Consider the following 24889-nt stretch of genomic DNA (forward strand, 5'->3'; position numbering starts at 1 on the left):
GTTGGTTGTTTTTGGTTTCTTGTTGTTATGAAATTGCGCGATCGCGGCGCTGCCCTCATCGCATGACGAACGGATCCGGGATCGGCTCGTCGGATATCCGTATCCAGACGGATTTCGAGCGCGTGTAATCGCGGATGGCGTCGAGCCCGCCCTCACGGCCGAGCCCTGACTGACCGTATCCGCCGAACGGCACGAGCGGCGAAACGGCGCGGTATGTGTTGACCCAGACGACACCGGCATGGATGTCGCGCGCCATGCGGTGCGCCTTGGCGAGATTGGTGGTGAACACGCCCGAGGCCAGGCCGAACGGCGTATCGTTGGCAAGCGCCAGGGCTTCGGCTTCCGTGTCGAAGGTGAGAACGCTGAGCACCGGACCGAACAATTCCTCCCGCACGCAGGGCAGCGCTGTATCCTCGGTGTCGATCATGGTCGGTGCGTAGTAGAAGCCGCGCGGATGCTCGTCGGGCCGTTTTCCGCCGGTGATCAACGTCCCACCACTGGCGAGGCTCTCGGCAACGATCCTCTCGATCCATTCCCGCTGACGTAGTGTTGCCAGTGGTCCCATTTCGGTGGCCGGATCCTGCGGATCACCGATTTTGATGGCCTCGGCCTTGTGCTTCAGCCTGTCGAGGAACTCGGCCTTTATCGAACGCTCGACCAGCAGCCGCGAGCCGGCGACACAGCTTTGTCCAGACGCCGCGAAAATCCCGGCCACGACCGCGTTTGCCGCACTGTCCAGGTCTGCGTCGGCGAAAACGACAACCGGGCTTTTCCCGCCCAGCTCCAGCGTCGTGTAGGCGAGATTTTCCGCCGTGTTGCGGATAATCGCGCGAGCGGTCGAAGGTCCGCCGGTGAAGGCGACGCGTGAAACCAGCGGATGACTTGTCAGGCGCTGGCCGCAATCGTGCCCGAACCCGGCCAGTATGTTGACGCTTCCGGCGGGAAATCCGGCCTCGTGAACGAGTTCGGCGAAGGCCAGCAACGGCGCTGGGCCGTCTTCCGAGGCTTTCAAGACGACCGTGCAGCCGGCCGCCAGTGCCGGACCGAGCTTGACGGCCGAAAGGAAGAGCTGCGAATTCCACGGCACGACGGCAGCGACGACGCCGATCGGCTCGCGCCTGATGGTGACGTCCATATCGGCCTTGTCGATAGGCAGATGCGAGCCTTCATGCTTGTCGGCAAGCCCGCCATAGTAGCGGTAATAGTCGCCGACATAGGCGATCTGGGCGCGGGTCTCGCGGATGATCTTGCCGGTGTCGCGCGTTTCCAGTTCAGCCAGGCGGCCGGCATTGGCGACGACCAGGTCGCCGAGGCGCACCAGCAGCTTGCCTCGCGCCGTCGCCGTCAGCGATGCCCACGCGGCGGAGTGCAAAGTCCGGTGCGCCGCTTCGACGGCGCGGTCGACATCGGCTTCGGTTGCAGCGGGCATCGTCGCCCAGGGCGCTCCGGTGGACGGATCGATGCTTTCGAAGGTGGCCGTCGGCGTATCGAACGCTCCATCTATGAAGTTGCTGAATGCCACGAGGGTCATTGCGGCCTCCCATGCCCGAACGCCGGCATCACCTTGTCGACAAACAGCTGCAGCGACTTCTTCTTGCGTTCGTGCGGTAGGCCGCTGTCGATCCAGATCGAATATTGGTCGTAGCCGAGCGCCTCGTATGCCTTCAGCCGGGCGATCACCTCTTCGGCTTCGCCGATAACCAGGTTCTGTCGCATTTTGTCGGGCGCGTATTGCGGCATGGCCGCGATCTCGTCGCCGGTGAGCGCTTCCAATATGCCTTGGCGAACAGGCTTCTTGTTCTGGAACCACGCCCCGAACTGGCAGTAGAACAGCGACAGGTCCTTCGTCAGCTGCTCTGCATCGGCGGCGTCTTCGGCAACGAATGTGTGCATCAGCAGCATGATCTCGGGGCGGGCGATGTCCGGATGCGCCGCGCACGCCGCGTTGAAGCGCTCCATCAGGCTGGTTACCTCATCATCGCCCGAGGCGAGCGGCGTCACCTGGACGTTGCAGCCGTTGGACACGGCGAAGTCGTACGAGTTCGGATCGCGCGCCGCCACCCAGATCGGCGGGTGCGGTTTTTGCACCGGCTTGGGCGACGAGGTGGCCGAGGGAAAAGACCAGAACTCCCCGGACATCTCGAAGTCGCCCTCCCAGAGGCCCTTGATAGCGGGGATGATCTCGCGCATGCGCTGGCCCGCGCCCCAGGCATCGAGCCCCGGGAACAGGCGCTGGTATTCGTAGCTGTAGGCGCCGCGCGCGATGCCGATGTCGAGCCGGCCAGCCGTGACGACATCGGTCATTGCTGCCTCGCCGGCGAGCTTGATCGGATGCCAGAACGGCGCGATGACCGTTCCTGTGCCGAGCCGGATGCGCTTCGTCCTGGCGCCGAGATAGGCGATGTTGATGAACGGGTTTGGCGAGATGGTGAACTCCATGCCGTGGTGCTCGCCGATCCAGGCCGTCTCGAAGCCTGCCGCCTCGGCCATCAGGACCAGTTCCTCAAGCTCGTCGATGAGCTCGGCATGCGGCTTTGCCGGGTCCGAGCGTTCCATATGGACGAAGAGCGAGAACTTCATATCTGTTCACCCCGAAGTGTTCATGGATACCGGCTTGGCGAGCGGACGGACTTCACCTTCGACCTCGTTGCCGACATAGACTCCAAACGCATCCTCCCGACATTCGCGAACGTAGCGGGCGAGCATCGAGCGCGCAGCAGCGTCGGCGATGTTCAGTCCGGCAATCCTGTCGATGTCGACGAGCCGAACCTGGCCATCGCTGGAGTGGGGCGCGTCCACCGTGCCGCGGTAATAGACATGCGTTCGCGATGGGTTTGCGGCGTCGTCCCAGACTGCAAACAGGAATCCGAGATGAGCCTCGATGGCTTTCGCAGCCAGCCGTCCCCTGAGGCTTCGCGTGTCGGCGGGCGTCCCGAGTCCTCGGCCCGCCGGCAGTTCGAAAAAGCCGTCGGCATTTTCGAAAAACAGCACGCGGCCTTCGTCTTCGAGGATAGCGCCGACCTCCATGTCCGGAGGCGCGGCCGCCAGAGCTTCCTGGCTGAGACCAGGCGAGACATACGCCCCACGGCAATAGCCGAGGGGCTGCGATGAATTGTGGGAGAATTCGCGAACGCGGCCGATGAGGATCGAATGGTCGCCGGCGTCGACCAACTGCTCCATGTCACAGTCAAACGTCGCCACCGATCCAGCGAGCAGCGGGCTGCCGGTCGGGCCGAAGCGCCACTCGACAGCCGAGAACTTGTCCTGCGATTTCGAAGCGAAGACGCCGGACGCGGCTCTCTGTTCCTCCGAGAGCACATTGATGGCAAAGCACTTCGAGGTCGAAAACACCGGATGACCCAGCGCTTTCTTGGCGATGCAGACCAGCACAAGCGGCGGATCGAGCGAAACGGATGTAAACGAATTGGCGGTGAAGCCTCGAGGCTCTCCTTCCGGCCCGATCGCGGTGACGATGGTAACGCCGGTCAGGAAGGAACCGAGCGCCCGCCTGAATTCGCCCGCGTCGAAGGCTGTGTCCATCGCCGGTCGCGCCGGTGTGCTTGCGCCGTCGTTGCTCTCGAGAAAATCGACAATGCGCCGTGTGACCGTGTCAGGCGAGGCTACGGCCATCATATGTCTTTCGCCCTCCAGAACGGCGCAGCGACCGCACGGCGCGAGGCGGGCCATCGCCGCCGACATCGCAGGCGAGGAATTCCTGTCCTGCGAGCCGGTCATGAACAGAGTCGGCATCGCTAGACCGGAAAGACGATCGCCATGCGCCGCATCCGCATGGGCGAAAAGTCGATACGTGCGCGCATAGCCTTCCGGGTTGACGCTCTGCAGTGCCGCGCGCGTTGTCCTCGCCGCCTCGGCCAGGCTGTCGGGGACGGGGTTGCCGAACCAGCGCGCGATCGTTGCGTCCGTCCCTGACGGGTTTTCCGCGCCATTCAATTCGGCGGCGCGCTCGCGCACTGCCTGCGCAAGGTCCGCCGGGCGGCGAAAGACCGCGTTGAGCGACACCATGCGGCGGACCCGTTCTGGTGCGTTGAGAGCGATTTCCTGCCCGACCAGCGCCCCCATTGAATGGCCAACGATCGAGACGGCATCCAGGCCAAGGTGATCAAGAAGCCGGATTGCCTGTCCTGCATAGTCGGCAAGGCTGGCGTCCTCGGGCGGTAGCGGCGACCGGCCATGCCCCAGCATGTCGATCGCGATCACATCCCATCTGTCCCGCATCAGCTCGATCTGGGGCCCCCAGATCGCCGCGTTCATGCCGACGCCGTGGATGAGGAGGACGGGCGCGCCGGATCCGGCCCGGATGAAGCCGGTGCCGTCAGGCGCCGTTTCGCGATGCCAGGCAGGCTCCGTCAGCTCAGCCATGCAGGTCGCCGACCTCCTTGAGATCCTGGTAGCGGTCGCCGATGCGATGATGCGGTCGTCCGCCGATCGAGGCGCCAAGCGCTACCACCAGCTCGTCCGGCGCCGGCGCGTCGCCGATCTGGAAATGCACAGTCAGGTAGTGCGAACGTCGGCCTTCATCGTACTTGTCCATGAGTGGGATCATGATCGGCGTGTTCGGCCCGCCACGCAGGTTGGTGAAGGCGAGATAGGTCTTGGCGCCGACGGCACGCCGATAGTGGTTGCCGAAATGCAGCGTGTGGATGAGCGCGGAGGCATGCTCGATCTCGCCTGATGTACCGCAGATTGCGGCCTTGCCGTAGCCTTCGATCGCTTCGCCCGATCCCGCAACTGCGAGAATTTCATGGGTCAGCATCTCCCCCAAAACCGGCGCATAGGCGCGGATCTCGGGAGAAAGGTCCTCGGTGAAACCGCGCCCGGCCCAGGGATTGTCGAGCACTGCCGCCACGCCGATCAGTCGCAGCGGCCGGGGGGCCACCTTGCCGCCTTCAATCAGCGTGTTCTCGACATAGGTGACGATCTTTCGGATGGCCGGCTTCATCGAATCCTCGGTGGTCGTTCGGCCGAGGCATCCGGAAAAGCTCCCTTCCGCCCCGGTCATCTTATGGTATACCATACTATTGAAGACCAAATCCCTTGTCAACGGATCGTCGAATCTGTTTGTTTGCGGATGCTGGGAGTAGATGAATTGGCCGACGACACACTGAGGATCGAACGATCCACCAAGACGCTGAGAACGCTGGCGCTGGAGCGCATGCGCGACGCGATCATGGGGTTTCACTTCCAGCCCGGCGAACGGCTGGTCGAGCGGCCGCTTTGCGACCAGCTCGGCGTCAGTCGCTCGGTGGTGCGCGAAGTTCTGCGGCAGTTGGAGACTGAGGGCCTTGTTCAGATGATACCAGGCCACGGACCCGCGGTGGCCAGGCCGGATCTCAGCCGCACCGATGAGATTTATGAACTCCGCGCTTTGATGGAGGGCATCGCGGCGCGCGCCTGCGCGCTGACGGCGACTGAGGACCAGATCGCTGCGCTTGAGCGCGCATTCGATGTGCTGCTCACGGCGTGGGCCTCAGCCAATCCGATCGAGGTGATGCGGGCGACGACAAAATTCTATGAAGTGCTTTTCGATGCCGCCGACAAGCGCATCGCCTGGGAAATCGTCCAGGGTCTGAACGTCCGCATCAACCAGCTGCGTTCCATGACCATCGCTTCGGTGGACCGCCGCGATGCCGCAATTGCCGAAATGACCGACATCATGAACGCGATCAAGTCGCGCAACGGCGATGACGCCGAAGCCGCGGCCCGGCGACATGTGGAGCAGGCGTGGCGAATTGCGCAACAGACCCTTCGCAACAGCTGAAGCAGAAACTTCACATTACGGAATCGCCCGTCGCTCTCGCACTGACGCACTGCAGGCAATTCCAACGCGCATCCCGATGATATAGCAGCAATGGCGTTGTTTCTGACGGCTGACGATAGCGCACTCTGGGTTTGCTGGTGTGGATGCCATTTCAAGCGTATTCTCTTCCTTAGGGAACAAGCCAGGTCGACTTCGATTGGCGGTCGCTTGCGCTCGGCCGCCCCGCTCGGGAGGAGCCTCTGATTGCGATGGCGCGCTTTGCTCACCTCGCCCTTCTCGCCGTTGCCTTGGGATTTTTGCCTGGAATTGCACTGGCTGGGGAGCCTTTCGTCCCGAGCTGGATCAAGAACGATCCTGCAGCCGAGACAGTGGCCATAGAGATTGTTGCCGATTGGAACCAAGTCGAGCGGTATCGCAGGGACAACATCCGGACCGACATTATCGACTTCAACGGTTACTGGGGCGGCAATCTTACCATCGTCGTGCCAGCAGAATGGTCGGTAAAGATCGAGTTCATCAATGGCTCCTCGTCTTTCCGGCACAGCCTGATGCTGACCAGGGTCTACGCTCAGTCAGAGATGCCCGTGAAGTTGACGGCCGAGGATGCGATCTGGGGGGTGTACACCGATCCGCCAGAGGGGATTAAAATCAATGAGAGGAGGCAACTCAACTTTGTTGCGCAGCAGGCCGGGAGCTATTTCCTCGCCTGCGGGAGGCAAACGCATCTGATGGACGGACATTGGATCGGTTTCGAGGTGAGAGACAGCATCGAGCAGGCCGTGGCAATCATAGACGAAAACAAATTTCCGCAGGAGCAGCCCCCAGGACGGCCTTAGGGGCTACGCGAGCAAGCCAGCGCCATGGCTTGGTCGTGGAGATCAATGCAAACCCAGGGCGGCTTACCGGAAATTCGAAAGTCTGGCGTGCCCGAGCAGCTGCCTTTGCTCGCCTAGCCACCAGCGGGCAATGCTTTCGCCACTATTTCAGCTGCCCTATGCCACAAGGGCAATTCTGTACGGCTTGGTCGTTCTGGGCGCTGTCATGGCGCTGCGCGAACGGCGGCTGCAATGAGAAAGGACAACACGATGAGCGCGACGGCGATGAGTAAAGGGGCACCGTCATCGGCGGACGATTTTCTGACCGGGTTGAAGGGGCAGCGCGTGCTGGTGACGGCAGGCGCCGGCGGTATAGGCTTTGCCATTGCCGACACGTTGTCGCGGCTCGGCGCGCGCATCGTCGTTTGCGACGTCTCCGACGAGGCGCTGGCCGCTGCTCCGGACAGGATAGCGCTCGTCGCCGCGGTCAAGGCCGATGTCTCGCGCGAAGACGACGTCGACCGGCTGTTCGAGACCGTCAAGGAAAAGCTCGGCGGCCTCGACGCGCTGATCAACAATGCCGGCGTTGCCGGGCCGACCGGCGGCGTCGATGAGATCGATCCGGCGGAGTGGCGGCGCTGCATCGACATCTGCCTGACCGGCCAGTTCCTCTGCGCCCGACGTGCCGTGCCGCTGATCAAGGCGGCGGGCGGCGGCTCGATCGTCTCGATGTCGTCGGCGGCCGGCCGCTACGGCTACGCTTTCCGCACACCCTATTCGGCGGCCAAGTTTGGCGTCATCGGTTTCACGCAGAGCCTCGCCAAGGAACTCGGGCCGCACGGCATAAGGGTCAACGCCATCCTGCCCGGCATCATCGAGGGACCACGCATCGACAAGGTGATCGCCGACCGGGCCAAGCAGCTCGGTGTGTCGAATGAGGCGATGACGGAGCGCTATCTCCAGAACATCTCGCTGCGCCGCATGACCAGCCCTTATGACGTCGCCTCGATGGTCGCCTTCCTGCTGTCCAATGCGGGGATCAACATTTCCGGCCAGTCGCTCGGCGTCGACGGCAACGTCGAAACGCTTTGAGGAACCGATCATGACAAAGGTCGCAATTGCCGGCAGCGGGTTCATCGGACGGGCCTGGGCGATCAGCTTCGCCCGCGCCGGCCACGATGTGCGGATGTGGGATCAGTCGCCGGCCGCGGCGGGCGGTGCGCATGATTACGTCGCCGGCGTGCTGGGTGACCTCGCCGCGAACGATCTGCTGCGCGGACAGGCAATCGATGCCGTGCGTGGCCGCATCGCCGTCGTTGCGGAGCTGGAAGAGGCGCTGGCCGATGCGGTCCATATCCAGGAGAACACGCCCGAAAGCCTCGACGTGAAGCGCGAGGTGTTCTCTCTGATTGATGCGTTGGCCGGTCCGCAAGCGGTGATCGCCAGTTCCACCTCGGCGCTGCTGCCGTCGAAATTCACCGATCATCTGCAAGGGCGGCACCGCTGCCTGGTCGTGCATCCGATCAATCCGCCCTATCTCATTCCGGCTGCGGAAGTCGTGCCGGCGCCATGGACCTCGCCCGAAACGGTCGAAAGGACCCGCGCCTTACTCGTCGCCGCAGGCCACGCGCCGCTGGTGATGAAGCACGAGCTCGACGGCTTCATCATGAACCGCCTGCAGGGCGCGCTGCTGGAGGAGGCTTTTCGCCTTGTCGCCGACGGCTATGCCAGCGTCGAGGACGTCGATATCGGCATTCGCGACGGGCTGGCGCTACGCTGGTCGTTCATGGGTCCGTTCGAGACGATCGACCTCAATGCACCGGGCGGCGTGCGCGACTATGTCGAGCGCTATCAGACGATCTATGCCAACATTTTTCCGCAGACGCTGCGCCGCGTCGACTGGGCCGGCGAGGTCATCGAGACAGTAGAGGCCGACCGCCGCAAGCGGCTGCCGCGGGAAGAGCTCGGCGAACGGCAGGTGTGGCGCGACCGCCGGCTGATGGCGCTGGCGGCGCACAAGAGAAAATCGGATCAGGAGTTCGGACGATGACGGAAACGAACCGCAAGCCCAGCGCTCAGCAGGCCAAGGGCAAGGTTATCATCACTTGTGCGGTGACGGGGGCGATCCACACGCCGACCATGTCGCCCTATCTGCCGATCACGCCGGACCAGATCGCGTCCGAGGCGATCGCGGCGGCAGAGGCGGGTGCCGCGATCCTGCACCTGCATGCCCGCGACCCTGAGACCGGCAAGCCCGACCAGACGCCGGAGGCGTTCGCGCGTTTCCTGCCGCGCGTCAAGCAAGGCACCAACGCCGCCATCAACATCACCACTGGCGGCAGCCCCTACATGAAGGTCGAGGAGCGCGTGCGCCCAGCCACTGAGTTCAAGCCGGAAGTCGCGTCGCTCAACATGGGCTCGATCAATTTCGGGCTCTATCACCTCGCGGACAAATACGAGACCTTCAAGTTCGACTGGGAAAAGCCGCATCTGGAAGCGACGCGCGACCTGGTCTTCCGCAATTCGTTCAAAGACATCGAATACATTCTTGCGACCTGCTACGACAACGGCACGCGCTTCGAGTTCGAGTGCTACGACATTGCCCATCTCTACAATCTCTCGCACTTTGCCGACCGTGGGCTGGTGAAGCCACCGTTCTTCGTGCAGTCGGTATTCGGGCTGCTCGGCGGCATCGGCACGCATCCTGAAGACGTCGCCCATATGAAGCGCACCGCCGACCGGCTGTTCGGCGACCAGTTCCGCTGGTCGGTGCTTGGTGCCGGCGCCAGCCAATTGCGCATCGCGGCGCAATCGGCAGCGCTTGGCGGCAACATCCGCGTCGGGCTCGAGGACAGTCTTTGGGCCGGCAAGGGTAAGCTTGCCAAATCGAACGTCGAACAGGTGGTGCTTGCCCGCAAGATCATCGAAGGCCTCGGCATGGAGGTGGCGACGCCCGACGAGGCGCGCGAGATCCTGTCATTGAAGGGCGGCGACAAGGTCGCGTTCTGAGGTGGATCGCGAGATCTGGGCTTATGACTATGACATCGCGACTGGTGCTGCCAGCAACCGGCGCACCTTCGCCCGCGTCGACGCCGGCCGGGGTGGCGCTGCGGCAGCCTGTTCGCAATAAACGGCCTTGGCATCAAGGGCGTTGCGGAACCACGCTTCGCCGGATGACGGCGGCTGAAAAAGGGGATAGAGGCGAATAAGGAAGCCGAGCGCTCGCTCGATTTCTAGACGATGGCGGCCACCTCGCTTCGCTGAGAGTTTGTCCATGAATTTCGACATTCCAGCCCGCACCGAAGATTACCGCGTCCGCATTGCCGACTTCGTCGAGCGTGAGATCCTGCCGCTCGAGGCCGACAAGACGTCCTATGACGCGCATGGAAATATCGCCTTGCCGCTGCTGGAGGCGCTTCGCGCCAAGGCGCGGATGGCGGGCCTGTGGTGCCTGCAGCTCAAGCCCGAAACCGGCGGCGCCGGCCTCGGCAAGATGGACATGGCGGTCTGTTATGAGGAGATGAACCGGTCGATCTTCGGACCCGTGGTGTTCAATTCGGCAGCGCCCGACGATGGCAACATGATGGTTCTGGAGGCGCTCGGCACGCCAGCACAAAAGGAAAAATGGCTGAAGCCGATCGTCGAGGGCAAGGTGCGATCGGCCTTTGCCATGACCGAACCGCACCCCGGCGGCGGCTCGGACCCTTCGATGATCATGACGCATGCGGAGCTGCGCGGCGACAAATATGTCGTGACCGGCCGCAAATGGTTCATCACCGGCGCGGAGGAGGCCAGCCATTTCATTCTGATCGCGCGAACCTCGGACGACCCGCGCCATGGGCTGTCGGCCCTGATGTTCCACAAGGACCAGCCAGGCTGGCGCATCGTGCGCCGCATCGAGATCATGGGCCCGGAGGAGCATGGCGGGCATTGCGAGCTGGAGTTCGATGGGCTCGAAATCCCTGTCGAAGACATGCTGGTCGGCGAGGGTAGGGGCATGAAGGTGACGCAGGTGCGGCTCGGCCCAGCGCGGCTTACCCACTGCATGCGATGGCTCGGACTGTCCAAGCGCTGCGTTGAGATCGCGCGCGCCTACGCCGCCGAGCGCTATGGTTTCGGCCAGCGCCTCGCCGACCGCGAAAGCGTCCAGCTGAAGCTCGGTGACCTCGCCATGCGCATCGAGATCGGCCGCATCCTGGTGATGAAGGCTGCGTGGGAGCTGGACCGCGGCGGCTTTGCCCGCAAGGAAGTATCGATGGCCAAGATCCAGGTCGCCAATGTGCTGCATGACGCAGCCGATGTGGCGATCCAGATCAATGGCGCGCGTGGCTATTCCAAGGACACGGTGCTCGAATGGATCTACCGCTATGCTCGCCAGGCGCGGCTGGTCGACGGTGCCGATGAGGTCCACAAGATGGTGCTGAACCGTTTCCTCAACGAGGAAGAGAGAGGCTTCTGGCGCTGGACGGTCGAAGGCGAGGCGTAAGCGACGCGCGGTGGCATCTCAGGAGGAAAAGATGGCGCAGCCGTCGAATGCGGATTTCGATCCTGCGGCATTGAAGGCTTTTCTCTCGAACCGCTTCGGCGACGCCGCCATGACGCTTGAGCGGATTGGCGGCGGACAGTCCAACCCAACCTACTTCGTCGACTATGGTGCGCATCGCATGGTGCTGCGCAAGAAGCCGGCCGGGCCGATCCTGCGCGGGGCGCATGCCGTCGACCGCGAATTCCGCGTGCTTGAAGCGCTTGCACCGACCGATGTGCCGGTGCCCGGGCCGGTGCTCTATCACGACGGCGTCGAGCCGCTCGGCACGCCCTTCTACCTGATGGAGCGGCTTGATGGTCGCGTCTTCCACGACTGTTCGCTGCCCGGCCTTTCGCCCGCGCAGCGACGCGGCATCTATTTCGGCATGGCCGAAGCGATGGCCAAATTGCATGCTGTCCGTCCCGACGAGGTCGGTCTCGGCGACTACGGCCGGCCCGGCAACTATTTCGAGCGCCAGATTGGCCGCTGGACCAGGCAGCTCAGGGAATCGCCGAGTGACAGAATTCCGGCACTCGAAGTGGTCGCCGACTGGCTGCCGCAGCACCTGCCCGCGGATGATGGGCGCGTGGCGATCGCCCATGGCGACTTCCGCCTCGGAAATCTGCTGTTCCATCCCGGCAAGCCGGAGGTGATCGGCATTCTCGATTGGGAGCTGTCGACGATCGGCCATCCGCTCGCCGATCTCGGCTTTTGCTCGATGACCTGGCATTCGACCCCGGACGAGTATGGCGGCATCCTCGGCCTCGATCATGCCGCACTCGGCATCCCGAGCCAGCGCGAATTCCTCGACCATTATTTCGCGCATGCCGTGCCCACTGCGCCCCTGGAACGCTTCCACCTGGTTTTTTCGCTGTTTCGTTTCGCGGTGATCTTCGTCGGCATCGCCGACCGGGCGCGGGCAGGCAGCGCGGCGTCGGCCGATGCCGCCGGGAAGTGGCCTCTCGCCGGCCGCTTTGCCGTGCGTGCCCAAGAGATCATCCAAGGAGCAAGGCCGTGGAGCGGCTCCTGAGGAGAGCGTTCGCGCCTGGTCCTTTCCCTATTTCGCGGCGTCAGCAATCCAGTCCGAGAGGCTTCGCGAAAAGCTTCGCGGCACCATGAGTTCGCACGCGGTCTCACCGGTGCGCAGGAAAAGCACGGGCACATGATGCAAGGACGTCAGCACGGCCCGGCCCGGGGCGGCCGCCGACGCGCGCCAGTCGACGGCGATGCATTTGGAGAGAACCCGCGCGATGTCAGCCCCAGCCATTCTGAAACGCACGCGACCTTCGTCGAGAGAAACTGAACAGCCGAGATCCGGGTCGACGGCAAGCGAAGGTGCCTGCGCGCCGTCGTCAAGAGCCAGCCAGAGACGGCGAGGGGCAACGCGGATGACAAGGAAACCCTTGTGGCGAACAGTCTCTCCAACCGAGGCAGGAAGCTTGGTGCCGAGCGACGTCGAGAGGCTCGATTCGAATTGCCCCAGCGTGCCGTCCCAGCCCTCGACCTGGATGAGCGGGCAATCGGCCACGGACAGGCTGAAATCCGGGCTAGCCATGTAGCCGCTCTCCCTGCGGATCGAGAAATACCGGCGAGACGATGCGGGCGCGCACCGTTTCGGTCTTCATCGGATAGACGGCCACGATCTCGCTTCCTTCGCTAGCGACATCGCCAGCAAGCAAGGCCAGCCCGACATAGCGACCGCGTTCAGGGCTGAAGGTGACGGAGGTCACGCGGCCGCGCCCGTGGCCGTAAGGTTTCTCACCCGGCAGGAACAGGATGGCGCCACCGCGAAGGCGTTTTCCCTCCTCGATGCATTCCAGCCCGACCAGGCGCTGCCGGTCTGGCGCCTGGAAGGCGGGGCGCCGTCGCAACACGTCGCCGACGAAGCCGGTGCGCTTGCCGGCCATGCGGCCGAGGCCAAGATCGTCGAGCGTCGTGCGCCCATCGATTTCAGGTCCGGCGACATGGCCCTTTTCGACGCGCAGCGCACCGAGCGCCTCGACGCCATAAGGCTTCAGATCGAACGGCCTGCCAGCTTCGAGCAGGCGGCTCCAGAGCTGTTCACCGGCGGTTGCGCCGACATAAATTTCGTAGGCGCGCTCGCCGGAATAACTGAGACGCAGGATGCGGAGCGCACGGCCTCGCCATTCGCTTTCGAGCAACCCCATATGCGCAAGTGCCGCGTCGGAAACGTCGAGAGCGGGAAACGCCGCACTCAGAATTGCGCGGCTTTTCGGTCCGGCAACCGACATCGCCGCCCATTCATCGCTCACCGAGGTCACGGCTACGCGCAAATCCGGCCAGGCCGTGTCGAGCAGGAATTCGAGACGCGACAGCACATCGGCGGCCTTGGCGGTCGAGGTGGTCATGAAGAACCGGTTCTCCGCCAGCCGCGTCGTGGTGCCGTCGTCGAAGACGATGCCGTCGTCGCGCAGCATGACGCCGTAGCGGGCGCGGCCGACCGGCAGTTTGGCAAAGCCGTTGGCGTAGACGCGATCCAGGAAAATCGCGGCATCCGGGCCTTGGACGTCGATCTTGCCGAGGGTGGAAATGTCCATCAGGCTCGCGGCCTGGCGCGCATTCCGCATTTCGGCGACGTAGGCTTCGTTCACGTCACGTCCGGACTGCTTATAGAAATAGGGCCGCATCCAGAGCCCGACCTCCAGCATCTCGGCGCCGTTCGTCATGTGCCAATCGTGCATCGGCGTGCGGCGGATCGGCTTGAAATGATGACCGATGGCGCGTCCGGCAAGCGTACCGATGGCGACCGGCGTGTAGGGCGGGCGAAAGGTCGTGGCGCCGGTCTCGGGGATCGTTGCGTTGCGCAGGGTGGCCATCGCGGCAAGCGCCGGAAAATTGCTTGTCTTGCCCTGGTCGGTGCCCATGCCGAGGGTGGTGTAGCGCTTCAGGTGCTCGACCGATTCATAGCCCTCGCGATGGGCGAGCTCGATATCCCCGGTCGTCACGTCCATCTGGAAATCGACGAAGGCCTTTCCACGCCCAGCGGGCAGGACCTCGCGAAGCTGGGCTGCGGCGGTCTCGCCAAGATCGAGTTTCGATGGAGTGGGCGCCGGTCCCGACTTGCCGCAAAACGATGCCGCCTGGGTGCCGGCGCGGTGACCGTCCTCGATGGCACCGGCGGTCGAATAAGCTCCCATCATCGAGCCGGCGCCGAACCGGTCCGCCGCAAACGCGCCCGGCACGAAGCCGCCGATGTCGTCGCGGTAGGCAGGTTTGATGCCCAGGTGCGAGGTGAGATGCACGGTTGGCGACCAGCCACCGGACACGCAGACCAGGTCGCAGGCGGCCTCGGATTGGCCGTCCGGCCCGTTGAGCGTTGCACGCCTGACGGCATGGCCGCCGCGCAGGTCGACGATGTGCGTTGCGGCCCGCACAACCACGCCGAACTGTGCGGCCTCCGCGACAAGTGCTGCGGGAAGTGATGCGCGCAGATCGGCAACCGTCACCTCTGCGCCGGCTGCGGCAAGGTCGAAGGCGGTGCGCCAGGCGCCGTCATTGCTGGTGGCGACGATGATTTTTTTGCCGGGCAGGACGGCGAAACGGTTGAGATAGGTCCGGGCGGCCGAGGCAAGCATGACGCCGGGCCGGTCGTTGTTCGAGAATACCATTGGTCGCTCGATGGCGCCGGTGGCGAAAACGATCGAGCGGGCGCGAAGCATGGTGAACGTCTGCCGCGCCTCGCCGACCGGCTGGCGATTGGTTGGGTCGCGTTGCTCGACCAGTCCGATGACATTGCCGTCATAGATACCGAAAGCGGTCGTCCGCTTCATCAAGGCGACGGTTTCGGAGCTCTCCAGCTCGGCTTCGGTCTGTCTCAACCATGCGGCCGCCGCGCTGTCGGACGGTTCCGCCAGGAGTTGGCCGCCGAGCAGGAAATCCTGCTCGATCAGCGCGACCCGCGCGCCGGCGGCCGCGGCAGCACGCGCCGCCGACAATCCCGCCGGACCGCCGCCGATGATCGCGACATCGGCAAACGCATGACGAACCTCGTAACGGTCGGGGTCAGGGTCGGTGCCGGCTCTGCCCAGCCCGGCCGCCTTGCGGATAAAATGCTCGTAGAACATCCAGGCACGGCGCGTCGGGCCCATGAAGGTCTTGTAGTAGAAGCCGGCCGAAAGGAACGGCGCCAGCAGGCCGTTGGCGCTTTGCACGTCAAAGGCAAGCGAGGGCCAGCGGTTCTGGCTCTCCGCGACCATGCCGTCTGCGAGTTCGAGTGTCGTCGCCGGCAGGTTCGGCTCGCGCCTGCCTGCGATTCCGAGCGTAACCAGCGCGTTCGGCTCCTCGGGCCCGGCGGAAAAGATGCCGCGCGGACGATGATATTTGAAGCTGCGCCCAACCAGGGTGACGCCGTTGGCGAGCAGCGCGGACGCGAGCGTGTCGCCGCGATATCCAGCCAGCTTGCGGCCGTCGAAGGTAAAATCGACCGGCTGCTCGCGGTCGATACGGCCACCCATCGACAGCCGCTTGTGGTTCGAACTCATGCCGGTGGTTTCCTGGCTGGTGATTTCCTGGCCGACAATTTCCGGGCGAGGTCGACGGATGCGATGGCGTGGTTGCGCGTGTCGCGTTCGACCACCAGCCATTGGCGGCAGCCGATCACGTGCTGCCAGAATTCGCGGTGCAGGCCCGCCGGATTTGTCCTGACATACACGTAACGGTACCAGGCCTCCGGATCGGGATCGTCGTGGGCCGGACGCGTGACGGAAGCATCGCCGCCGTAGCGGAACTCGTCATGGTCGCGCGGACCGCAGCAGGGGCATTCGATGCGCAGCATTGTCTTGCGCCTCCTATTGCAGCCAGGCGGAGGGGCCGGCGCCAGCCTCATCGAGCGTGTGGCCGGTGCGGAAACGATCGAGCCCGTAGGCCGCGATCAAGGGGTGCGGCTTGCCGGTGGCGATCGTGTGCGCGAAACACCAGCCGGAAGCCGGCGTCGCCTTGAAGCCGCCATAGCACCAGCCGCCGTTGAGATAGAGGCCCCCGATCGGCGTCGGGCAGATGATCGGGCTGGCATCGGGGGTCATGTCCATGACGCCGCCCCAATGGCGCAGCAGACGGACGCGCGAAATGCAAGGCATCAGCGCAATCGCCGCCTCCGCCACTTCGCGCACGACGCCGAGATTGCCGCGCTGAGCGTAGGAATTGTAGCCGTCGAGATTGCCGCCGAAGACCAGCCCGCCCTTGTCCGACTGGCTGACGTAGAAATGGTCGGCGCCATAGGCGACGACTTGGTCTACCAACGGCTTCAGCGGTTCGGTGACAAAGGCCTGCAGGACGTGGCTTTCGATCGGCAGTTCAAGGCCGGCCTTGGCACCGAGCACGGAGGTATGACCGGCAACAGCGAGGCCGACCTTGCCGGCGCCGATCCGGCCTTTCGTCGTTTCGACGCCGACGATACTGTCGCCGTCGCGGAGGAAGCCGGTCACCTCGCAGTTCTGGATGATGTCGACGCCATGGCCGTCGGCGGCGCGCGCATAGCCCCAGGCGACGGCGTCGTGGCGCGCCGTGCCCGCCCGGCCCTGGAAGATAGCGCCATGGATCGGAAAGCGGGCGGTGTCGGAAAAGTCGAGATAGGGCACCAGACGTCGCACCTCGTCGCGGTCGAGGATATCGGCATCGATGCCGTTCAGCCGCATGATGTTGGCGCGGTGGCTAAAGCTATCGAGCTGGTCGGCCGAATGCGCCGTGACGAGCTGGCCGCGCTGCGAGAACATGACGTTGAAATTCAGCGCCCGCGACATGTTCTCCCAGAGCTTCATCGAGAATTCGTAGAACTGGGTGTTGCCGTCGAGCAGGTAGTTGGAGCGGATGACGGTGGTGTTGCGGCCGACATTGCCGCCGCCGATATAGCCCTTTTCGAGAACAACGACATTGCGGATGCCGTGGTTCTCGGCGAGGTAGAACGCGGTAGCGAGGCCGTGTCCACCGCCGCCGATGACAATCACATCGTAGGACGGTTTTGGCTCCGCTGCCCGCCAGGCGCGTTGCCAGTTCTTCTGGCCTGACAGCGCGTTGCGGAAAATCGAGAATGCCGAGTAGCGCGCCATGCGTGCGGGCCTATCGAACGATCGGGCCGGCCGGCGTGCGGGTAAGCACTTCGGCACCCGCATCGGTCAGAAGCACCGTGTTGGAAACGAAGTCATCACCGCGACCGGTGCCCATCAGCCACGACAGGATGTGGAAGCTCATCCCGGTCTCGATCTCGAGATCGGAATCGTGCCTCAAGCCGGTCACCGAGTTGCCGCCGGTCCATGATGGCGGCTGCCCGACGCCGACGAGGTAGCCGCAGTGATGGCGGCGATAGTGAGAAAGACCGGCCTCATCGGCGACGGCTTGCCAGGCGGCGTAGAGGTCGCGCGCTCTGGCGCCGGGCCGCAGCGCCTCGACGACCGCGTTGAAGGCCTTGGCGGTCACTTCCGCCATCGCGGCATCTTCGTCGCTGATGTGGCCGATGCGAACGAGCCGGCCGAGCGGCGCGTGATAACGCGCGATGCAGCCGGACAGTTCGACGAAGACCGGCTCGCCCTTGCGATAGATCCCGTCACCCCAGGTCGTATGCTCTTCGCCCAGGCGCGCGGCCGGGCGGATGAACGGGCCGAAGCCCGGAGCATGACCGCCGGCGCGGATCATCGCCGCAACGCATTGGGCCGCGACCTCCGGTTCGGAGGCGCCGTCCGAGATCGCCGCGATCGCGGCGCCGGCGGCAGCGTCAGTCACTTGTGCCGCCTGACGCATCAGCGCCTGTTCCTCGGCGCTCTTCACCCGCCGCATTTTGTCGACCAGACCGGAGACATCGCTCCATCTGGCATCAGCCTGCGTTTGGAGTGCGATGGCAAGCCCATGGCTTAGGCCAGCCGTCCAGTATTCGAGGCCGATCCGCTCGCCGGACAGGCCGAGCTCCGCAAGCACGCGCGCGGCAAGATCGGCCGCCGTTTCGCTGTCGGAATGGCCGCGGAATTCCGCTGCGGTCACCTGTTTCTCGATCGTCACCTTTTCCATCGAGCGGGTGATCAGAACAGGTTTTCCTTCGAGCGGGACGATCAGCAGGTGAGGGGCAAAATAACCCCAGTGATCGAGCCCTGTGAGGTAGAAGACGTTCTCCGGCGACGCAAAGACCGCCGCGTCGAGCTCACGCTCGGCCAGCGCCGTGCGGACCTTGGCAAGGCGGCCGGCGATTTCGGCTTCGGAAAACGGATTACGGTCCATCAGGCGTCCTCGTGCTGGGTGCCGGTTTCGTTGCCGGCATGATCTTTCGTCAGTTCCGGGTTCCCGTCCTCATGGTCAGTCGATGACCATGAGTTCGCGCGCCACATCGCAGAGGCGTTCGCCGCCGCGATCCGTGACAACGAAGGATTCCGAGATGGCGATGCCGAAATCGTCGAGCCAAACGCCGGCCATGAAATGGAAGCACATCCCGGACTGCATCTGGGTGGTGTCGCCGGGACGGAGACTTGCGGTGCGCTCGCCCCAATCGGGCGGGTAGGCGAGCCCGACCGGATAGCCGACGCGGCTTTCCTTCTTCAGCCCGTTCCTCCGCAGGACCGCCTGCCAGGCGGCTTCCACCTCTTCGGCGGTGGTGCCGGGGCGCGCCTTCTCAAGGCCGGCGTCGACGCCCTCGACGATCGCCTTAGCCATGTCGAGGATGGCTTGCGGCGGCTTGCCGAAATGCACGGTCCGCGTCAGCGCCGCATGATAGCGCCGCCGCACCCCGGCGATCTCCAGAATGGCGAGGCCGCTGTCCGGCAACGGCGCATCGGACCACGTCAGATGCGGCGTGCTGGTGCCCTCGCCGACGGGCATCAGCGGACAGATTGCAGCATAGTCGCCGCCCGCTCCGGGCACGCCCATGATCTGCGCGTGATAGATTTCCGCAATGACGTGGTTCTGAGGCACGCCAGGTCGCATCTTTTCGATGGCGCGGTTCATGGCGTGCGTGCAGATCGCACCGGCCTCGCGGATCAGCACCAGCTCGGCTTCGGATTTGACCAGTCGCACCCAGTTGACGAGATCATGGTTGTTGGCGAAGTGCGCGTCAGGCAGCCCGCTGACGAGATGGGCGTGGCAGCGCGCGGTGTAATAATGCGCGTCCATCTCGACGCCGATGCGGGCCTTTCCCCAGCCACGCGATCGGATCAGCTGGGCGAGTTCGTCATAGGGGTGTTCGACGGGCTGCTGCACCAGCCGTTCCGAGAACGGCACGATGTTTTTCTCCGGCAGGCCGGTGGTCAGGCGTGCGCTCCTGGCGTCCTGCGCCCTGCCGAACCAGATCGGCCGGTCCTCTTCCAGATGGACGAGGACGCACTGCGGAACGTAGAACGACCATCCGTTATAACCGGTCAGCCAGCACATATTGGCGGGATCCTGACAGACGATGAGGTCGAAGCCGGCCTTCTCCATGCGTCTCTTCACGCCAGCTAGGCGCTGCGTATATTCCGCTTGCGTGAATGTCCCGAAACCGCTCGCGCTCGCCACCGAAATCCTGCCTTTACGGATGCGCTGTTTTGCCCTTTTCACACGGGCAACTTGCCTAAATTGTGCACAACTAGACAATAATTTGTCGTTTGACTGCGAATTATCGCCGAATTTCTAACGTTTTTATATCTTCACTTGCGCAATGTCTAGGGCAGTTGTATACGTCTTATCAGGCGGGTGTCGACCTCGAAGAAGGCTGCGCCCTGGGAACCATTCATCAGTTGTTCAATGGGAGAAAAGCATGTTCAAATCATCGATATCGCGCCGGATGGTCGTCAAAGCCGCCGCCTGCCTCGCGCTCGCCGCCACGTCGTTGGCGTCGTTGCCCGCTCATGCGGAAACCACTCTCGAACGGGCCAAGAAGGACGGCTACATTCGCGTCGGCTTCGCCAACGAGGCGCCGTTCGGTTTCGCCACGCCTGACGGCAAGCTGACCGGTGAGGCGCCGGAAGTCGCCAAGGCGGTGCTCGCCAAGATGGGTATCGCGCAGGTCGACGGCGTGCTCACCGAATTCGGTTCGCTCATTCCGGGTCTCAAGGCCGGCCGCTTCGACATCATCGCCGCTGGCATGTTCATCAATCCGAAGCGCTGCGCCGAGATCAATTTCTCCGAGCCGTCCTACGGCATCGGTCAGGCCATGCTGGTGGCAAAAGGCAATCCGAAGGGCGTGAAGGATTATTCCAGCATCAAGGACAATCCGGATCTCAAGCTCGCCGTGATGGCCGGCGCCGTCGAGGGCGGCTATGCCAAGGACGCCGGCGTCGCCGCAGGGCAGATTGTCGCTTTGCCCGACCAGTCCAGCCTTGTGGCCGCTGTTCAGGCTGGCCGCGCGGACGCTGCCGCACTGACCGCCCTTTCGATCGCCGACATGGCCAAGAAGGCCGACGGCGTCGAATCGACCAAGCCGTTCGGCGAGGTTGCCGGCAAGTCGGTGAAAGGCCATGGCGGCTTCGGCTTCCGCAAGGAAGATACCGATCTGCAGGAGGCGTTCAACGCCGAGCTGAAGACGTTCCTCGGTTCACCGGAGCACATCGCGCTGGTCGAGCCGCTCGGCTTCGGCAAGGACTATCTCCCCAACAAGACCACCGCGCAGCTTTGCGCGGGCGAGTAGGTTCCCAACTGCTGGCGGCGCGAAAGCGCCGCCCTTTTTTTCTAGGGGAATCGCATGGGAATCCGTACCCTTGTCACCCTGCTGATCGTCGCGCTTGGCGTGATCGCCGCCTTGGCTACGCAGGAAGCCTATAGCCTGTTTCTACCGGGGCTGCTGCAAGGCGCGGTCCTGACGATCGAGATCGCCATCCTCGGCAGCCTGCTGGCAATTGTCATGGGTGTGCTGGCAGCGCTGGCGCGGATGTACGGCCCGGCGCCGCTCAAATGGCTGGCCACGGTCTATGTCGAGATCTTCCGCGGCACGTCGGCGCTGGTGCAATTGTTCTGGTTGTTTTTCGTGCTGCCGCAATTCGGTGTCACCCTCAACGCATTTCTGGTTGCCGTTCTGGCGCTCGGCCTGAACGTTGGTGCTTACGGATCGGAAGTCGTGCGCGGCGCGATCCAGTCCGTCGCTCGCGCACAGTGGGAGGCGTGTACTGCGCTGAACATGAGCCGCCCCCAGATGCTGCGCCGGATCATACTGCCACAGGCTTTCGTCGCCATGATCCCACCTTGGGGCAATTTGTTCATCGAGCTTTTGAAATCGACGGCGCTGGTCTCGCTGATCACGCTCTCGGACCTCGCCTTCAAGGCGCAGCAGATGAACCAGAACACGTTCAAGACCATTCCGATTTTCACCCTCGTCCTGCTGATGTATTTGGCAATGTCGCTGGTTGTGACCATCGGCATGCGGCTTCTCGAAAGGCGAGCTTCGCTTGGGCTGGCGCGGGGGAAGGCAGCATGATCTGGGATTGGGCATTTGCTTTTGAAATCCTGCCGGTGCTCGCCCGCGCCGCCATCGTCTCCATCGAAGCGACGCTGATCGGCTTTGCGCTTGCCGCCTCGCTTGGCCTGGTGCTGGCGGTCGTCCGCATTGCCGTGCCTTGGACCGGCTGGACGATTTCGGTGCTGGTCGAGCTGATCCGTTCTACCCCGCTGCTGATCCAGATATTCTTTCTCTATTTCGTCTTTCCGAAATTCGGTGTCGTGCTCGACGCCTTCACCGCCGGGGTGCTTGCCATCGGCATCCACTATGCCGCCTATTGCTCCGAGGTCTATCGCGCCGGTTTCGACAACATCCATCGCGGCCAATGGGAAGCCTCGATCGCGCTCAACCTGTCGTCCTGGACGACGTTCCGCGACATCATCATCCCGCAGGCGATTCCGCCGATCGTTCCGGCGCTCGGCAACTATCTGGTCGCCTTGTTCAAGGAGACGCCATTGCTTTCCGCGATCGCCGTGATGGAACTGATGCAGACCGCCAAGATCATCGGCTCCGATACCTTCCGCTACACCGAGCCGATGACGCTGGTCGGCCTGTTCTTCCTTGCCATGAGCCTGGTTTCGGCCGTGCTCATCCGTTCCCTGGAACGCCTGCTCAACCGGAGGACCATGCGATGACGGAACAACCGATGGTCCGCTTCGACAATGTTTCGAAGCGCTACGGCGCGCTGACCGTTCTCGACGGGCTCAACCTGGAAATTGCACGCGGCGAGAAGGTCTCCATCATCGGCCCGTCGGGTTCCGGCAAGACCACGGTGCTGCGCATGCTGATGACGCTGGAGACGATCAATGACGGCGTCATCTGGGTCGAAGGTCAGCCGCTCACCCACATGGAGAGGAACGGCAAGCTTGTTCCCGCCGATCTCGCACATATCCGCAAGATCCGCGCCAAGATCGGCATGGTGTTCCAATCCTTCAACCTGTTCCCGCACATGACGGCGATGCAGAACTGCATCGAGGCCCCGATAACCGTGCTCGGCATGAAGCGGGCCGATGCCGAGGCGCGTGCGGCCGAACTGCTCGACATGGTCGGCTTGTCGGAGAAGAAGGACCACTATCCCTCGCAGCTTTCCGGCGGCCAGCAGCAGCGTGTCGCCATCGCCCGCGCTTGCGCCATGCGGCCCAAGATCATGCTGTTCGACGAAGTGACCTCGGCTCTCGACCCCGAGCTCGTCGGCGAAGTGCTTGAAGTTATCCGAAAACTCGGTAGGGAACATGACCTCACCATGCTGATGGTCACCCACCAGATGGGATTTGCCAAGGAGTTCTCCGATCGCGTCTGCTTCTTCCATGCGGGCAAGATCTGCGAGCAGGGGCCGCCAGCCGAGTTGTTCGGCGCCCCCAAGAACGAGCGGACACGGCAGTTCCTGCACGCTGTCCTGGAGGCTGGATGACGCTTGAGACAGATGCCACGCCCATAGCCGTGACCGCCGCGCCGACGCGCCCGCTCTCGGCGCGGGAGCGGTTCGAGCGTATCTACCGGATACTGCGCGACCGCATCTGCCTGCTCGACTACGCGCCGGGTAGCCATCTCTCCGAGGAAGAACTTGCCCAGGAATTCCAGATCAGCCGCACGCCGGTTCGGCGTGTCCTGGCGCGCCTCGAATCCGAGGGGCTGGTTCAGTCAGTCCATGGCGTCGGCACGATCGTCACCGACGTCGACATCGAGGAATTGCAGCAGGTCTATCACTTGCGCCTGGAACTGGCGCTCCTCGTCGGCAAGCTTTCACCGATCCCGCGCACGGCGGACGACCTCGACCGGATCCGGGCGCTCATCGCGCGCTGCGATTCCGATGTGCTCAATCCCGACCAGCGCGCTTTCCTGCGCCTCAACATGGATTTTTTCTATGAGCTCACGGCGATGACCGGTAACCAGCCGCTGCGTGAGATCAGTGAGCGCCTGTATTTTCAAGTCGCGCGCGTCGTGCTGAAGTTGATGCCGCAGTTGGGCCTTGTCGAGGAGTTCACTGCGTTCCGTCGCGAAATGGAAGAGGTCCTTGCCGCCGCCGAAATCGGCGACTGGGAGTCCATCGGGCACATAAGACGCGCTCATATCTCAATGAGCTTTCGCCGCATGATGCGTCATGCAGGCGAGGCCAACATCGCCACGTAGGGCTACGCGAGGTCGCGCGCTAGATCGGTTCATCGTTCCAGGGAAACGCCGAACCGCTCTTTGTTTTTGCGCAATTCCGGACGGAAAACCGTTTCACACTTTTCCTAGAATTGCTCTAGTTGCCGTTTGATCCGGCGAACGCCGGATCACGACCGGTGGGCAGCGCTTCGTCGGCTGGCAACCAGCTTCAGCCAAGGCGCCAAATGGAAGGCGCTCATCAGCAAGTACATGATGACCATTCCGCTCAGCGGCGAGGCATCTTCCGCAGCCGTGCAGACCATGTCCGCATCACCGGTAACGGCCGTCAGCAGCGCCATGATTGCGAAGGTTGGCGCGGCGGCCAGGGACAGCCAGTCGGCCGCGCCGCGGGCGGCGACGTTGTCGCTTGGGAAAGCGGCAGATCCGCTGCGTGCGGGCGGCGTCTTCAGCGCGTGGTCGGGGTGGAGTGTCATCGAGACGTCAGCCCTGGCCGTACTCGTCGTGGCGCCGCCACCAGACGCCCTTCTCGTTGCGCCCTCGAGGCGCGCGGTCGAGCCACTGATACATGCCCCAGAGGCCGTCCAATCCGCGCGCATAGGTGGAATAGGCGTGGTAGACGACGCCGTCCTCGAGCACGAACGTGCTCATGCCCGGCCTCTCGCGCGTGTAGGTGGCCGTGTCTGTTCCGCTCATCGCAGCGAACGTCGTGGAGCCGTCGGCAGTCGTGCGCGAGGGTATCTCGGCGAGAGGCGTCTCGCGCACATAGTTGTATTCGATGCCCTCCTCGCGTTGCTGCTCCTCGGTGAACGAGACGTCGAAGTCGAAATTGAAGTCGCTGCCGTGCGAGGACGCCCAAGGGAAAGTCCATCCCATCCGCCGCTTGTACGCCTGCAGTTTCGCCAACGGCGCCCGCGATACCGCCGAAAGCGTGACGTCGTGGTTGGCGAGGTGGACGACGAAGCCGTCGAACCCGTCCGCGATCGCCGAGCAGGCCGGACACCCCGCCGTGTAGTCGGGCCCGAACATGAAATGGTAGACGAGGAGCTGCGAGCGCCCTCTGAAAAGGTCCGCCAGTGAGGCGCTGCCTTCGTCGGTCTCAAATCGGTAGTCTTTGTCGATCCGAACCCAAGGCAGCTCTTGCCGCCGCTGCGCCAGCTCGTCACTTTGCCGCGTGAGCTCCTTCTCCGCATCGAGCAGATCAAGCCGCGCTGCCAGCCACTGCTCACGTGTTCCGGTCTTGTGTGTCGGCATCGTTC

24 protein-coding genes are annotated in these 24889 nt (G+C 63.7%); 12 read left to right on the forward strand and 12 right to left on the reverse strand.

The genetic code is table 11. From position 1 onward, the window contains the following. Positions 1 to 55: 55 nt before the first annotated feature. Genes EOB36_RS02605 through EOB36_RS02620 form a run of 4 tightly spaced genes read right to left on the reverse strand, consistent with a single transcriptional unit; the run spans position 56 to position 4960 of the window. Positions 56 to 1531: an aldehyde dehydrogenase gene (locus EOB36_RS02605; protein WP_095483702.1), complete on the reverse strand. Its 1476-nt coding sequence runs from the start codon at positions 1529 to 1531 to the stop codon at positions 56 to 58. Further along, entirely contained in the window at positions 1528 to 2580 is a 1053-nt protein-coding gene (locus tag EOB36_RS02610) for an LLM class flavin-dependent oxidoreductase (RefSeq protein WP_128284228.1), read from the reverse strand. The genes EOB36_RS02605 and EOB36_RS02610 overlap by 4 nt, the downstream gene beginning before the upstream one ends. 6 nt (positions 2581 to 2586) lie before the next feature. Then, the gene (locus tag EOB36_RS02615) at positions 2587 to 4380 is read right to left on the reverse strand and encodes an alpha/beta fold hydrolase (protein ID WP_095483704.1); all 1794 of its coding nucleotides are present in this window, start codon (positions 4378 to 4380) and stop codon (positions 2587 to 2589) included. Continuing rightward, complete coding sequence (locus tag EOB36_RS02620) at positions 4373 to 4960, reverse strand: amino acid synthesis family protein (protein ID WP_095483996.1); 588 nt, start codon at positions 4958 to 4960, stop codon at positions 4373 to 4375. The genes EOB36_RS02615 and EOB36_RS02620 overlap by 8 nt, the downstream gene beginning before the upstream one ends. Positions 4961 to 5107: 147 nt before the next feature. Here EOB36_RS02620 and EOB36_RS02625 point away from each other — a divergent pair, with 147 nt between their 5' ends. The 7 genes from EOB36_RS02625 to EOB36_RS02655 all read left to right on the forward strand — a co-directional run bounded on the left by EOB36_RS02625 (position 5108) and on the right by EOB36_RS02655 (position 12149). After that, entirely contained in the window at positions 5108 to 5779 is a 672-nt protein-coding gene (locus EOB36_RS02625) for a GntR family transcriptional regulator (RefSeq protein WP_095483705.1), read from the forward strand. 248 nt (positions 5780 to 6027) lie between these two features. Further along, entirely contained in the window at positions 6028 to 6615 is a 588-nt protein-coding gene (locus tag EOB36_RS02630; protein WP_245461590.1) for a sulfocyanin-like copper-binding protein, read from the forward strand. 264 nt (positions 6616 to 6879) lie between these two features. Further along, positions 6880 to 7686 carry an SDR family oxidoreductase gene (locus tag EOB36_RS02635; protein WP_095483997.1) on the forward strand — a complete coding sequence of 269 codons (807 nt, stop codon included), beginning with the start codon at positions 6880 to 6882 and terminating at the stop codon, positions 7684 to 7686. A gap of 10 nt (positions 7687 to 7696) precedes the next feature. After that, positions 7697 to 8644, forward strand: coding sequence for a 3-hydroxyacyl-CoA dehydrogenase (locus tag EOB36_RS02640; protein ID WP_128284229.1), 948 nt, complete (start codon positions 7697 to 7699; stop codon positions 8642 to 8644). Further along, complete coding sequence (locus tag EOB36_RS02645; RefSeq protein WP_095483707.1) at positions 8641 to 9603, forward strand: 3-keto-5-aminohexanoate cleavage protein; 963 nt, start codon at positions 8641 to 8643, stop codon at positions 9601 to 9603. Before EOB36_RS02640 ends, EOB36_RS02645 begins: the two co-directional genes overlap by 4 nt. A 265-nt stretch (positions 9604 to 9868) precedes the next feature. Further along, entirely contained in the window at positions 9869 to 11080 is a 1212-nt protein-coding gene (locus tag EOB36_RS02650) for an acyl-CoA dehydrogenase family protein (RefSeq protein ID WP_095483708.1), read from the forward strand. Positions 11081 to 11111: 31 nt separating this feature from the next. Then, a complete protein-coding gene (locus EOB36_RS02655; protein WP_128284230.1) occupies positions 11112 to 12149 on the forward strand; it encodes a phosphotransferase family protein in 1038 nt (345 codons plus the stop codon). 27 nt (positions 12150 to 12176) lie between these two features. Here EOB36_RS02655 and EOB36_RS02660 read toward each other — a convergent pair whose 3' ends face one another. The 6 genes from EOB36_RS02660 to EOB36_RS02685 form a co-directional block, all read right to left on the reverse strand. Then, entirely contained in the window at positions 12177 to 12674 is a 498-nt protein-coding gene (locus tag EOB36_RS02660) for a sarcosine oxidase subunit gamma family protein (RefSeq protein WP_095483710.1), read from the reverse strand. After that, on the reverse strand, positions 12667 to 15621 hold the full coding sequence (locus EOB36_RS02665) for a sarcosine oxidase subunit alpha family protein (protein ID WP_095483711.1): 2955 nt from the start codon (positions 15619 to 15621) through the stop codon (positions 12667 to 12669). Before EOB36_RS02665 ends, EOB36_RS02660 begins: the two co-directional genes overlap by 8 nt. After that, a complete protein-coding gene (locus EOB36_RS02670) occupies positions 15618 to 15914 on the reverse strand; it encodes a sarcosine oxidase subunit delta (RefSeq protein WP_095483712.1) in 297 nt (98 codons plus the stop codon). The genes EOB36_RS02665 and EOB36_RS02670 overlap by 4 nt, the downstream gene beginning before the upstream one ends. Before the next feature lie 13 nt (positions 15915 to 15927). Beyond that, the gene (locus EOB36_RS02675; protein WP_095483713.1) at positions 15928 to 17184 is read right to left on the reverse strand and encodes a sarcosine oxidase subunit beta family protein; all 1257 of its coding nucleotides are present in this window, start codon (positions 17182 to 17184) and stop codon (positions 15928 to 15930) included. 10 nt (positions 17185 to 17194) lie between these two features. Next, on the reverse strand, positions 17195 to 18343 hold the full coding sequence (locus tag EOB36_RS02680) for a Xaa-Pro peptidase family protein (protein ID WP_128241242.1): 1149 nt from the start codon (positions 18341 to 18343) through the stop codon (positions 17195 to 17197). 75 nt (positions 18344 to 18418) lie between these two features. Beyond that, complete coding sequence (locus EOB36_RS02685) at positions 18419 to 19651, reverse strand: M24 family metallopeptidase (RefSeq protein WP_348631783.1); 1233 nt, start codon at positions 19649 to 19651, stop codon at positions 18419 to 18421. A gap of 199 nt (positions 19652 to 19850) precedes the next feature. On the opposite strand from EOB36_RS02685, the gene ehuB reads away from it, so the two are divergent. Genes ehuB through EOB36_RS02710 form a run of 5 tightly spaced genes read left to right on the forward strand, consistent with a single transcriptional unit; the run spans position 19851 to position 23654 of the window. After that, on the forward strand, positions 19851 to 20720 hold the full coding sequence (gene ehuB / locus EOB36_RS02690; RefSeq protein ID WP_095483716.1) for an ectoine/hydroxyectoine ABC transporter substrate-binding protein EhuB: 870 nt from the start codon (positions 19851 to 19853) through the stop codon (positions 20718 to 20720). Positions 20721 to 20774: 54 nt separating this feature from the next. Continuing rightward, complete coding sequence (ehuC, locus tag EOB36_RS02695) at positions 20775 to 21503, forward strand: ectoine/hydroxyectoine ABC transporter permease subunit EhuC (RefSeq protein WP_128241240.1); 729 nt, start codon at positions 20775 to 20777, stop codon at positions 21501 to 21503. Beyond that, entirely contained in the window at positions 21500 to 22159 is a 660-nt protein-coding gene (gene ehuD, locus EOB36_RS02700) for an ectoine/hydroxyectoine ABC transporter permease subunit EhuD (protein ID WP_095483718.1), read from the forward strand. The genes ehuC and ehuD overlap by 4 nt, the downstream gene beginning before the upstream one ends. Then, positions 22156 to 22935 (forward strand): ectoine/hydroxyectoine ABC transporter ATP-binding protein EhuA, encoded by a 780-nt coding sequence (gene ehuA / locus EOB36_RS02705; protein ID WP_095483719.1) that lies wholly within the window; start codon positions 22156 to 22158, stop codon positions 22933 to 22935. The genes ehuD and ehuA overlap by 4 nt, the downstream gene beginning before the upstream one ends. Next, positions 22932 to 23654 (forward strand): GntR family transcriptional regulator, encoded by a 723-nt coding sequence (locus EOB36_RS02710; protein WP_095483720.1) that lies wholly within the window; start codon positions 22932 to 22934, stop codon positions 23652 to 23654. The genes ehuA and EOB36_RS02710 overlap by 4 nt, the downstream gene beginning before the upstream one ends. 146 nt (positions 23655 to 23800) lie before the next feature. Here EOB36_RS02710 and EOB36_RS02715 read toward each other — a convergent pair whose 3' ends face one another. Continuing rightward, positions 23801 to 24106: a hypothetical protein gene (locus EOB36_RS02715; RefSeq protein WP_245467579.1), complete on the reverse strand. Its 306-nt coding sequence runs from the start codon at positions 24104 to 24106 to the stop codon at positions 23801 to 23803. A gap of 7 nt (positions 24107 to 24113) precedes the next feature. Continuing rightward, complete coding sequence (locus EOB36_RS02720; RefSeq protein WP_127289447.1) at positions 24114 to 24884, reverse strand: DUF899 domain-containing protein; 771 nt, start codon at positions 24882 to 24884, stop codon at positions 24114 to 24116. Between the last annotated feature and the right edge of the window lie 5 nt (positions 24885 to 24889).

Source organism: Mesorhizobium sp. M6A.T.Cr.TU.017.01.1.1, assembly GCF_004023115.1.
Taxonomy (GTDB): domain Bacteria; phylum Pseudomonadota; class Alphaproteobacteria; order Rhizobiales; family Rhizobiaceae; genus Mesorhizobium; species Mesorhizobium mediterraneum.